The 12,983-nt window shown below is 47.3% G+C and carries 8 protein-coding genes; 2 read left to right on the top strand and 6 right to left on the bottom strand.

Annotated features, from left to right (window positions below; all coding sequences use genetic code 11):
* The first annotated feature begins 73 nt into the window (after nt 1-73).
* Nucleotides 74-1,312 carry an IS21 family transposase gene (gene istA, locus PPRO_RS04940; RefSeq protein ID WP_011734942.1) on the top strand — a complete coding sequence of 413 codons (1,239 nt, stop codon included), beginning with the start codon at nt 74-76 and terminating at the stop codon, nt 1,310-1,312.
* Entirely contained in the window at nt 1,300-2,076 is a 777-nt protein-coding gene (istB, locus tag PPRO_RS04935; RefSeq protein ID WP_011733826.1) for an IS21-like element ISPepr5 family helper ATPase IstB, read from the top strand. Before istA ends, istB begins: the two co-directional genes overlap by 13 nt.
* Here istB and PPRO_RS04930 read toward each other — a convergent pair.
* The 6 genes from PPRO_RS04930 to PPRO_RS04900 form a co-directional block, all read right to left on the bottom strand.
* Nucleotides 1,985-3,145: a DUF6880 family protein gene (locus tag PPRO_RS04930; protein WP_011734941.1), complete on the bottom strand. Its 1,161-nt coding sequence runs from the start codon at nt 3,143-3,145 to the stop codon at nt 1,985-1,987. The genes istB and PPRO_RS04930 overlap by 92 nt on opposite strands.
* Before the next feature lie 582 nt (nt 3,146-3,727).
* Nucleotides 3,728-4,783, bottom strand: a complete 1,056-nt coding sequence (locus PPRO_RS20070; protein WP_011734939.1) for an HNH endonuclease — start codon at nt 4,781-4,783, stop codon at nt 3,728-3,730.
* Nucleotides 4,774-5,151, bottom strand: coding sequence for an HIT family protein (locus PPRO_RS04915; protein WP_011734938.1), 378 nt, complete (start codon nt 5,149-5,151; stop codon nt 4,774-4,776). Before PPRO_RS04915 ends, PPRO_RS20070 begins: the two co-directional genes overlap by 10 nt.
* 12 nt (nt 5,152-5,163) lie before the next feature.
* Nucleotides 5,164-6,198, bottom strand: a complete 1,035-nt coding sequence (locus PPRO_RS04910; RefSeq protein WP_011734937.1) for a nuclease-related domain-containing protein — start codon at nt 6,196-6,198, stop codon at nt 5,164-5,166.
* Between the two features lie 31 nt (nt 6,199-6,229).
* Entirely contained in the window at nt 6,230-7,210 is a 981-nt protein-coding gene (locus PPRO_RS04905) for an HNH endonuclease (protein ID WP_011734936.1), read from the bottom strand.
* A gap of 66 nt (nt 7,211-7,276) precedes the next feature.
* Entirely contained in the window at nt 7,277-12,889 is a 5,613-nt protein-coding gene (locus PPRO_RS04900) for a reverse transcriptase domain-containing protein (protein WP_011734935.1), read from the bottom strand.
* Between the last annotated feature and the right edge of the window lie 94 nt (nt 12,890-12,983).

The raw sequence follows: 12,983 nt of genomic DNA, 5'->3' as shown, positions 1-12,983 counted from the left end.
GTGTACCGCCCTGGAAGCCGTGGTATCCCTTCTGGAGAAAGGAGGGGTGCCCATGATTTCCACGGAGGTAGTTATGGACATAGCCGCGCTCAAACGCTCCGGCCACAGTATCCGATGGATCGCACGCAAGTTGGGCATTCATCGCAAGACCGTGAAGAAGTATCTCGAAAGCAACTCTTTCCCTGCCTATCATCGGAAAGACATCAAACCATCCATCCTTGAACCGTATCACCAGATCATCCGGGATTTTCTCGATGAGGATGAATATCAGGCCACTTGGATACTCACCCGTATTAAAAGGATGGGGTATTCCGGCAGTTACGATACCCTCAAGGTATTCGTCCGCTCCATCAAGGAACAGAAGCGGCGCATCGCCTATCAGCGCTTCGAAACGGAGCCTGGGCTCCAGGCCCAGGTTGACTGGGGAGATTTCAAGGTGGTCGAGTCCACGGGAAAGACCACAACCCTCTACGCCTTCGTGATGGTACTGGGATTTTCCCGGGCCATGTACGTCGAATTCGTTGAACGATGCACCCTGGAGGTGTTCATGGACTGTCACCTCCGGGCATTTCGCCACCTCAAGGGCGTTCCCGCCGAGATCCTCTACGACAACATGAAGCAGGTCGTCGTGGGCCGGGAGAATGGCCGGCCGGTGTTCAACACCGAATTCCTTCATTTTGCCAGGCACTACGGTTTTACGCCCCGCCTCTGCCCTCCCTACAGCCCCTGGGTAAAGGGAAAGGTCGAACGCCCCATGCACTATGTGCGAGAAAGTTTCTGGAGGGGGTACGGATTCCATTCTCTGGAAGAGACCAATCAGGATGTTGCCGCCTGGATCGCGGAGACTGCCCACCAGCGCATCCACGGTACCCACCGTCAGCAGGTTCAGGCCCGCTGGGAGCAGGAGCAGCCCTGCCTGGGAGTTCTACCGCCCTCCGAATACGACACTTCCCTCAAGTATTTCCGCAAGGTCTACAAGGACTGCCTGCTTTCCTTTGGCGGCAACCGCTACTACGTTCCCTACCAGGAAGCCGGGAGAAAGGTTCTCCTGAAGGTCAAGGCCGGCGTCATTCGGATCTATCACGATGACGAACTGCTGGCCCTGTACCAGATTCCGGAACTCAAAGGGCAGACCATCGGCATTCCTGACAAACCGCCACCCCGGACTCCTCGGCAGACCCCGCGCTATGGCCAGGACCGGGGGAAGGCCACCCGTGGTCTCACGACCGGAACGCTCTACCCCGAGGTCTACCGTCGCCCTCTGGAAGAGTATGACCGCTACGCCGCCGGAGGTGCCCCATGGAACAGCTGACCTATGAGCGCCTCCAGGACAACCTGAAACGACTGAAACTCTTCAAGGCGGTGGAAATCCTTGACGATGTCGCCACCATCACCCAGAGCGACGGGAGCTCTCACCTTGCTTTCCTTGACCGGCTCCTGGAGGAAGAAGTGGCGGCAAAGGACAAGCGCCGTGTGGATACCGCCATGAAGATCGCCGGTCTTCCCATGGCCAAAACCATCGAGGAGTACGACTTCACCTTCCATCCCCATCTGGACAAGAAAGCGGTGATGGAACTCTTCGATCTGACCTTTCTGGCCAAACACGAAAATGTCATCTTCCTGGGACCGCCGGGAGTGGGTAAGACCCACCTCGCCATCGCCCTGGCAATCAAGGCCTGCTATCACGGCTTCAAGGTCTACTTCACCACCATGCACACCCTGATCGCCAAGCTGAAGGAGAGTCAGGCCAAGGGAAAGGCCTATCTCAACTCAAGTCTGGTGATCGTCGATGAAGTCGGCTACCTACCGGTCAACAACCAGGAAGCCTACCTCTTCTTCCAGTTCATCTCCTATCGTTACGAGAAAAGCTCGACCATCATCACCTCCAACAAGAGCTTCTCCGATTGGCAGGAACTCTTCGGAGACCAGGTCATTGCTTCGGCCATCCTGGACCGCCTGCTTCACCACAGCAAGGTGGTCAACATCAAAGGGCACAGCTACCGGTTACAGGGACATGCCTTCGCCAAGCAACTCTCTCAGAAAGGAGGTGAATCCATTTCAACAACACCTGATTGAGGAACTTCTCTAACCAGCAGGGTGGTACACTTTTCAATTCCCGAAACTGGTACACTTTTGCGTCCCCATTGACAGCATCCCCGAGGGAAAGTCTTCCGCCGGCAAGGATGGTGGTAACTTCACCCGCCACAACCTGCTCCCGCTGCCCGGGTCCGAGAACCTCCAGCACGCGCTCCAGGGAAGACAGCGAACGGCTGCGCCGGAACATCCGCCAGGCGGTGTCGGCCTGTTCTGCCCTGTCGCCCAGAGTACCCAGCACCTCATACAGCAGCTCATCCCGCTCCGCTGCATAATGGCCTTCGTCCGAGGAGGCTTTCTCCAGCCACCCCAGCGCCGCTGGAGCATCACCGCTTTCCAGATGGACCCGGGCAATATCCACACAGGCTGCCGTCGACAGGCTCCCCCAGGATGCGAGCCGGGTCCGCTCGAACAGCGGCGCATCCTTCAGTTGCCGTGCCAGGGACTCCACCAGCAGCAGCCAGTGCCGCTTCGCGTACTCTTCGCTCTCCTTGTCCGCCTGCTTCTGAAAGCGCCACGCCATGGTGCGAATGACCGGCTCCGGCAGATAGTCGGCCGCACAACCGACAAGCGTATCCCGCACACCGTAATCATCCGCCCGGTTCAGCTTGAACACCAGGTCACCAAGCCACGCCTTGTCGTCGCACCGGGAAGCGTAGCCGAGGAAGAGCTCCCGCGCATCATAACGAAAAACATCGCCGACATGGCCGCTGGAGTCGTCACAGTTGCCCAGCGCCCCCTTATCGCACTCGTAGAACGAGGCCACCAGTTCGGCGCCCGTGCGGGGGGTGGAAACGCCTGTTTCCACATCCCGCAGGAGTTCTTGCAGTTCGCGGGCAAAGGCCGCGGATTCACCCCAGCGGATGAAGCGGCGGCTCCGCTTGATGCCGGCCAGCCTCTTCTTGAAGCGTTCGATATTCTCCTGAGGGGTGGCGATCATTCGCTCGACCAGATCTTCGGCCCCATGATCCCGGCTTGCCAGCTCCAGCAACGCATCCGCCAACCGTTCCGCGCCCAGTTCCACCAGTCCCTGTCTATGGCCTGAATTCATCCGGTATGCCTCCATTACTCCGGAGCAATGATAGTTATTCCCCGTCCCGCTCTCGGTTCGCGAGAGAGGCGGGAGAAGGGAAAGGCGATGCTGCTGGTCTAGCCGACAGGGACGACCCGCCTCCCGCTAGCACATGTCTGATCCCTTCCACGATCTCCAATATCCGCTGCTCAATGATCCGCGCCACCGGCATCGGCCAGGCCCGCTCGTTTTCCTTCCGGCTGTGCCACCACGACAGACAGCCGGCGAATTCCTCAAACTGGATCAACTGGGGCTTAGCGTAGTTATTCCGCACTTCCGGCAGCCGGGCATACAAACAATGGAAAACCCGGCACAAAGCATGCTATTTTAGCACCATGAAAAGATCTCTGCTCACCACAAATCCCTATCTGAAAGATCCCCAAAAACGGGAAGAAGCGATGGCACGTAACATCGAGACATCTTCCGCAATCGAGGGAATCAAGATCAAACGAATTTCAATAACCGGCTGTTTTGTTCATGCGGACCATATCACTGCTCATCCCAGAGCCAAACGATCCTCTCGACCCCGTTCGTATCAAAGCTATGGTTTTCGGACAAAAACTATACTACTAATATATTTCTCCAACTTAAATCAATTGGTGTAACATCATCTTTCCTTAGCCATAGGCTTGCTCCAGATACTTCCGCCTGAGAATACAGCCAAACAACAATCTTCTCAGTTGCTTCAAGGTTGTGATTGATTCTAAGTGTATCGAACTCTTGCCTGAGGATATTTCCGTGAAGTTGATTCCTTTTGCACCAATTCTCCAGATGACAAGGGGCAGCTAAAAAAGCCCGTTTACTCCGGTTGCATGTTGCATGGGCCAATACAAAGTTATGGCCGAGATCGAGCGGATAGCGAGACCAAGGAACAAAATGGTCGATATCCCCCCCTTCGCGAAGTTGCGTATTGCAGTAAAAACACTCATTCGCTTGAATATCTCTGAGCATAGCCCGCAGGCCGGGCAATACAGATCGTTCTGAACCAAAGAGAAATTCTGCAAGATCCGATTCTCCAATAATCTCAACATTTAGCATCCTAACGTGGCGAATCCAGGTAGACTGTACAAGGTTGCGAATCAGGTCGTAAAACCTTCTGAAACAAAAAACTACACCGTGCTTTAGATTTATTAAATTCCCAGAACCATGCTGATCATACAAAAAAGGTATAAACGTTCGGCCAACCATCTGAAGTTTCCACAATGGCATCTGCCCAATGGTGGAGGCAACTTTGCTTAATAACGTCCGCCAAACCCTGTGGTTTTTTCGAACAGCAGCCAATGATCCTTGAAATTGCTGATGAAGTTCAATTATTCGGCTGATCACAACGGGCTGCAACCCTGTCCCCTGTTTCAAAACTCGAACAGTTCCTTTATGATGTGCATATGGGATCGCCTGCCTCCAATAATATTCAACAAAACTCTCTGCAATATCATGAGTTGTCAGTTGGCAGTGGTCAGCAGAGTCATTGCCAGACTTAATGGCATAGTCAGCAAGGGACATGAGTAAGGCAAATTTGTATGTCGCCACAAATGATCCTTCATCGAGAATTCGCTGGATATTTGTGATGAACTTGAGTTGTTCTTCAGCTGATGGTATTGACATAGCTATTTCCAATACACCGCCTTGTTAGGAAAAATCCAGCGCACACCACCACGTGGGTCCTGTTGATCTCCTTTGTAACGGGGAATCAGGTGAATGTGCAGGTGCATAACGGTCTGTCCGGCATATGCGCCATCGTTGATACCGATGTTGAAGCCATCGGGGTTGTACTGTCCAATCAGCTCCGTTCTTGTCTGTTCCAACAGATCAAGTAATGCCTCTCGCTCATCCTTAGTCGCCTCAAACAGCGATGCAATATGTCGCCTGGGTATGACAAGAGCATGGCCGGGCGACAGAGGAAAGCCGTCCATAATGGCCAAGGCATGGTCGTTGGCTATCATGATACGGGAATGGTCAATATTACAGAAGGGACAAGGCGCCATAGATCACGATCTTTATGGGTTCGTGTGATAGAGAGAACTGGTCCCGCACTCCGAGCATTCACGGTAGAAGTTGTTCCCCTCCTTGCGTATCCGCTCGCTGTGACCATCCTTGCCGCAGCCGATTCGTATGGGAGTATTCCCGCTGCACTCTCCGCATTTGAAGTAGTAGCCGAATTTGCCGTAGACAATGGCAAGGTTCTCGCTCCGGCATGCTTTGCAAAGGGGCTTGGCAGCCTTCTTTTCCACCATTGCGGGAACCGGCGCATAGGGTGGGGCCTCCGGCATGGCAACCACCGGAGCCACGGTAACGGCTTGCGCCATGCTTACCTCTTTAATACCGAACTTGGCAGCATAATCGATTGAGCCGGGGCGATGGAGACGCGCCAGCTTCTCGGCGAACTCGCGCAGGGTATCGCTCCCAATGATCTTTGGCGCTTCGATGATGGATTTTTTCTCCACGTTTTTTGCTGCCACGGAAACGAAGGCATCCGCCTTGATCACCGCAGAGAGATCGAACGTGGCCGATGGCGGTTTTATGAGTTTTGAGGTTGGAGCAACCAGTATAACGTTACGGAAGTTGAGCGGTATGGCAAAGCCAAGCCGTTTTGGCGCAAGATTTCTATCGGCAACCGCCTGCTGCAACGCCAGTATATGCCGCTGATTCTGCTCGTACGGTGATTCTATGGCTTGATACCCCTTACCGTCCCAGACGAGAAATTCCCCCTCGTCAGTAATCTTCACGCCATAGTAGTAGTTCTTGGACTCTAGGACGTACACATCCAGAAAACGGTTGATGATCAGGTGGTCAATCTGCGCCACCCTACCCCTGTGCTCAATGCGAAGGTCGTGAATCACTGCCCAGTGTTGCGAGTCTTTGTAGCTGAAATCCAGGTAATAGGCGGAATTCTGCTCATTTCTGTCGCCGGAGGCCAGACACTTCAGTTCCCGTTCGATGGCGAAACGCTGCTTGGCCGTAATGTTCAAGGTGAGCAGACGGTTGAGTTCCCGGACGTCCTCCTGACGACCGTCCTTCTGTTTGATCAGCATAACTTCCTCTTTTCTGATGGATAATTTCCCCCTACAGCCGCCACTCCCGGCGGTGCTGGGCGAGGTACTGTCTTGAGGGCCAGAGTTCCCGGTCCCCGGGCGGGATGATGCCGCGGCCGGAGAGGGTTGAGAGAAAACCTGGGGCGTTGGGATTGGTGGAGATCTGGCGGGAGGTAATTACGTTGTAGTCGTCGGATACCCCCAACATTCCTTCATCGAAAGCCCAGTGGCAGAGCTTGCACAGGGCCATGCCGTTGCGGATGTCGTCGTTTCTGCTTTTGCTCCAGGGGACGATATGGGCGGCGTCAACCGCCGTATGCCCTTCGGGGGTGACGATGCGCACCCCGCACAGGGCGCAGCGGTGATCGTAGGTTGTCACCACGATGCGACGGAAGCCCTGGTCACGGGCCACCAGACGGTAGTTGTACTCCTCCACGATCTCCTTCACCAGCGGCAGGTGGGCCTGTTCCTCCAGAACCCGGCTGTAGTCGAATGCCTCGCGGTTGATGATCGACTGCTCCCGCAACTGCGCCGCCAACTCCTCCGAGAAGCAGGAGAGCAGCAACGCTTCCCGCAGCACCTCCCGCCCTTCCACACTCTGCATGACCCGGAACAGCCCGTCGTCCAGCTTTGCTCCCAGGGCGTATTTGCGCAGGTAGCTGACCGAGGAGGTGTTGTTGATGACGGCCGGGGTGATGGTTTTGCCGCTTTGCGGGACCAGTTCCCAGAACGGTTCGCGGTGGAGGCGGGAGAAGGGAAAGGCGATGCTACTGGTCTGGCCCAGCGGCACGACCCGTCGCCAGTAGAGGTTGAACAGCTCGTTCAGTTCCACCAGGTCGGCGGTGACGGCGATGAACGGCGAGGTGATGACGCCACGATGCACCAGGTCCAGCACTGCCAGGAGGAGCAACGGCTTGTGCGGCGCCTTGCGCCTGGTGGCCTCGGTCCAGACCGCGCCGGGGGCGCGGGAGAGGGAGGAGAAGAGGTTGATGGAGATGGTAAGTGAGGTCATGGCAAGTATTATTTGTCTATATCAAGTACTGTGCTCATGGGTCTCTGTCACTGCATAGCAATATCACTATGGTTCAAATATACAGTTAAAAAGAGGCTTTACACTTTTGTCTTTAGGTTGAAGTACAAAAATTTTAAACACTCTTTTGGGGACAGATTTTATTCTTATCAGAAGATTTTTAGTGTCTGGTATTTTGTGATCATTATAGAATTTAAGAGGAATGTCATCGTTAAACTCAAATATAGCAGACATCTTTTCCTTTGTGATCATCTCTCTAAATCTACCTTGATACTTAGTTAATATATTGGGATTGTTATCTAATTGTACTGATTTAATATCTATTATCAATGCAGCATCAACTATGATTTCTGGAATTACCCCTACTTCTTGTTTATACCATTTCTCTACAAACTGCTTGATCTCATTCTGTGCTGTTTCAGTGCACACAGCGGCAAAGAAAGTGATTCTTTTCAGGTTCTTAACAACTTCAATAAATGCTAAGGAGTTATCACCGGGAATCATATGATAATTTTTATCTTGAGCAAGTATCGGGTCATGATTTAAGAAGTAGTATTTTTCTAGGGCAGATATAACTTGGTTTCCTGATATAAACACATCATTTAATACAACCAGTTCCTCTATTGATAAACTTCGATCAATCAAGCGAGATGGCCAACTATCTAGTTGGAGCTTCCTTGCGTGCGGATATGCCGCATCAGCAAGCAACCGGTATAAACCTCCAAAGTCAGCGGAAGTCTTAAGTGAGCCAATAACAACACCTGGAGTACTCGCGTTGTCGTCCAAAAAACGAAGGAACTTTGTGATGTCTTCATCTGAGATGCATCGATGTGCAGCGATAACTTCTACTAAGACTTTCTGATCTTCTGGATTAAATAACCGAAGCCATTCAGCAATTCGTGAAAACATAAGGCTTTTATCTTTACACTGTAAGTGGGACATAAGATTTTCTAAAGCATCATTAAAAGAACGAGATTTGTATAATTCATCTTGAACATCAAAAGTATTATAATAACATTCCCTGCTATGACCCAACTCCCATTCATTCGTCCTACTGAGTGCTAAGGCCCGCGCCGATATGGCTTCAAAGGTTCTCATAACACTTGAACTCATGACTATTACAAGTAACTCATTCTCGTGTTTGGCCAAAAAGCACTGGTTACTAATCATCAATTCAACAGTGTCAATCTCGAATTTAGACAACTCAATCGATTTGCCACCGAGCGCCATCACCATGACCAAATTACTTGCTTCATCAGCTGACAGCGTTATCGCCCCGAATGAAATGGTTTCATCAATGCCAAATGTGACATTGATTTTATCTGCAGTAATATCGCACTGGTTCAGCCAAGTCAGATCCAAAGGAAGTGCTTCTTTGAGGAGAAACCCTTCATTGTAAGCTATCGGTAAAGCATCAAATCCATTTTCGATGAATCCATTTACTGTCACTACTATTCTGGTTAAATCATTGAATAAAAGATCGGGTAACTTTGGTATTGTATCTGTATCTTGAGCCATTGAATAAAATGAATTAATTGAGACTATAATGGTTTTGTAAATATCAATAAATGAAGTTATGTCTGGTGATATTTTTATATCAGTTACTTTAAGTAGCAACTTATGCTTTTCATCTTTATGTTCAAATAGCGAATGATAATCATAGAGTATTCCTGAGATATCTGTACTAGTGATAATTTCTTTACGTCCTATTTTATATCTGATAATTCCAGATATTTTGGCTCGTTCGACTTCATAAGGATTATTGTCGTCATAACTCATAGTTTTATCAATGTACATTTGTTTCAAGTATTGCAACATTGCGTTTTTGTCACTTCTTAATTTTGGAGGGACTAACTTTTTTACAATATCTTTTGATGAGAAATTAAATGGATATCTGAGATTATACATAGGTTTATTCACAGTCACCATATTCTCAAATACAATTTCTAAAAATCCATTAATTGAATTTGACACTACCTTTTTATATGTAATATCAAATATATGATTATCGCATAATGCTAGCGGTACTAGTGGACTTAGACTGTCACTAATGTACTCGTCAAATTGACCGGTACTTGAATAGCTCTCTGCGTCACTTCCGAAACATCTTTGGCAGGACGATTCAATGCCAAATTTTAACTTTATAAGCTCACTGACTGTGGCAAGAACAGAATTTGCCCCATTTAGTATTTCTTCAATAGTTTGCTTCTTTGCATTAAAGTTAAAGGTAAAAGTTTGATAACCGGGATCCCATTGGCCCTCTTCATGTATCACCATGCCTGTTTCTGACAAGAGAGATTCTGACACATGATCAAGCCTTCTTACCCGCACAAGATAGTCATTCCCTTTACGGAGAACAAGACGATCATTGATGAGTATATTAGAAATGCATACAGCTTTATTCGGGTAAGGTTGCACAGTCTTGCCACCTTCAATTATCCATTTTAGGTAAAGGCGTTTATCCCTTTCAAGCACTTCGGCTAATGGCGAAGATATACCCTCCATGATACTTATGCCATTTGATGGTTCATTAACAACCATGAGAATTACTATATTTTTGTAAAAAGCTTCATATAACCTTAGTTCACAATTGTACCCCTTAACAAATCCATCTGTAAGGCTCAGGGTTAAGAGTGAAGTCACCTTTCCTGGTAAAAGTTCAATTTTATCCCACTCGACCAACCAAGAATCTTGATCTAGCTTCTTTCCATAATCAAGTTGTCTATTATTAAGAAAGTACATGAAAGCGTGCCATACGTTTATAATGGCCTCGAAAGTTACCTCAACGTCTTCAACAATGACCGTAAAAAAAGCAAGCAGATGATGGAATTTTTGAGCGTCATCAACTGACTGTATGAATTCAAACTTGTAATCAGTAGGTTGATTAGCGCCCATGTCGTTTATAAACTTTTTCAAAAATGTAGCACCTAGCTCCCGATACGCGACTACATTTTCCAACTTCGTAGTACGTACCATAGAATACGCACTACGAAGAAAATCAGTAGCCTCAAGACCCACTATTCTTGCTGCTATGTAAGGCACTACAGCAGGCGGTATATTCTTAGCGATAGGTACTTGCATTATTTCAGAAAGTAGTGTGGGGCTTATCTTGGAAAGAAACTCGACATCGCAAATATCCTGATCGTGCAACATTATGACTCCTAGAAGCTCCTTTTCTACAACTGTCAAATCCTGGCTCATTGCATACTTTGTTAAAACACCTCTAAGTTCATTCTTGTATGCGCTAACATCACCACCAGAGATGATTTTAGATAAAATCGAGCTAATAAACACTTCACGTTTTAGACCACCGGTCAACGCTTGTAGATCATCTACATGTCGAAGACTATTCGTAGTTGTCTCAATGTACCTTTTGAAAAAGTTGCGAAACAGCGAGCCTCGTCCACGATTCATTCGCAAGACGTATTCTTCTAATTTTACTAACCGCTCATGCACCAAGCGATGCTGTGAAAGGTGAGTCAGAAAAAAAGGGAGGTTTGACTCGTTTATCTGTCCACCATCCCCATCATTACGTAACAAAGAGAACAATGTAGTTATCGCATTCGTGATTTTGCCGGAGTGATCAGTCTGAAGCTTTGCATGATCGACTACATACTTAGCCCTTGAAAAATATCTACTAATCTCCGGTTTGTATTGAGCTATCGTCCCTACAAAGCACTTACCATGACTGAGATGCAATCCCAAGGATTTTAGAAAATTAGTGGCATAAGCTAATATTGAGGCTGCTTCGGCCTCAGTATCGACAAATACAAAGACGTCATCGACATATCTGAAGTACCTCCCTAGAGATCCTGATACCATTCGTTCTATAAAACGGTCAAAGTCCATCAAGTACAGCTCTGCTAAATATCTTGCAAACGCAGGCCCCTGCGGAACACCTTTTTTCCCCTCTACGGTAGCGTCGCAAATGCTTATAAACCATGATGCAAGCACCTTAATTTTATCGATTTCAGTCTCACCAAGGCTTTTAAACGCAACTCGAATTTCGTCTGTCGGACCATCTACCAACTTGATCCGCAGCATTTCTCTGTCAATATTCGAGTAAAAACCTTTTATATCCAGTTTTACTACATACATGCTTTCAGCATTTTCATCGTCTACAATGTTTTTTATTTCTTTTGTAAATATATTCCACTGTTGCAGCCACGGATAAAACAAGTTGTTATTTGACAAACTATAATTGAATCTATAGCCATAACTGCAGTCAGAAAAACCTGGGTAATAAAAAGCATGTAATGCTTTGATTGCCAACTTTGTTAGAACCTTTTCTTTGGCAGTAAGAGTAATAAGTATTCTGACTTTGTCTTCTTCTTGCCTGCGGAAGGTGTAAAATTTTTTAAGTGGTCTTACCTCATGTAGTACCGAATGCCACACAGCCTCCAAATTATTGCCCTTCATATCTTCTAGCTTGAGTAATACGGTGGGCATTGCAACTTCATCATTTTGATATGTGTATTTTGAGGCTGCAGTAATAACTTTTTCTGTTTCCATAGGTTCATATGCAAATGGATCGTTATCAGCAATTGCCACACCACGTATGTGCTCTATAGGGGATTTCTTTGTACCATCTAAGCAACTGCATTTTTCATCAGATCGAAAATGTCTTAGATATTCACATGTTACTGGCTGCAACTTGAGGCACTCTAATTTCTTCCGTGTCAGTTCAGGCCTGTAGTTTGGCATTCTCGAGAATAATTCCTCAAGCAACTTGTTCCCGAAGAAGGGGTCGTTATCACTCTGAATTTTAGATAACAGGCCAACAATTATGACTCGTTCTTTCTCTGTTAATCCTAGTCTGTAGTTTTTCAATATTGCCTTTAGGAATGAACAGCCTGACAAGTCGTTCAATACGCTATCAATAGACACCTCATCATCACCGGTCACTGTGATGCTCGAGGTTTTTATAAACTTATCATAACTCCGCCTATCTACTAATTGTTCAGACAAACCAAGTGCATTCATTATTTCTTTTGGATTTTGCCGTTTCAAATCATTTAAAATGCTGATCTGAGAATCAATAAAAGTATTATTAAGTTCATTTTTATAAATATTTATCGTGTCAGCTTCGTAGACATTACTAATAAGAAAAGAATAACAGCCTGATTTGACATGACATGAACAAGGCAACTTTACTCCTTTTCCAATACCTTCTTTTGAGATCTTTGCAGTTGTAGGAAAAAGATCAACCGAGAAAGGTTCTGTAATGTCAATAAGTTCCATTATCTTTGTGTTAATTTCATATCCAAAAGCCTTAGAAATATATCTATCCAAGATGATCCAAATATGAAAACCTCGGTTGCCTGAAAATTCTACAAGATAAGAGATAGACAGAGCATCTAACTGTACACACGCACCCTTAACTACTTGCAGCAAATCTTTAAGAAGGTCTTTTTTAGGTTCAGCCCCTTCACCTATAACTTGATTTGGCATATCAAAATCTAAGCAAAGCCATTTAACATCGCTCATATTGACCATTTGGTATGTCATAATGCTTAGCTTATTTTGAAGCATTCTTCTTATTGTGTAAGGGCTTAGCCTTGCGTATTTCGTCTTGTAACCGTCGTTATCCTGAACTGCATACGCTTTTTTGGAAGCTGCAAAAACATCATGCAACTGATGTGCGAGCTGATCAATACTCATACTGCACCTTTATAAAATCTGTAATTTTGGTACTTCGACACATGTGCCGGAAATAATTTTAATCGAATATCGGGACATAACTTTTAGTCACCTG

It is taken from the genome of Pelobacter propionicus DSM 2379 (genome assembly GCF_000015045.1).
GTDB classification, from domain to species: domain Bacteria; phylum Desulfobacterota; class Desulfuromonadia; order Geobacterales; family Pseudopelobacteraceae; genus Pseudopelobacter; species Pseudopelobacter propionicus.
The sequence above is the reverse complement of the archived record's forward strand: the minus strand, read 5'-3'. Positions and strand labels throughout refer to the sequence as shown.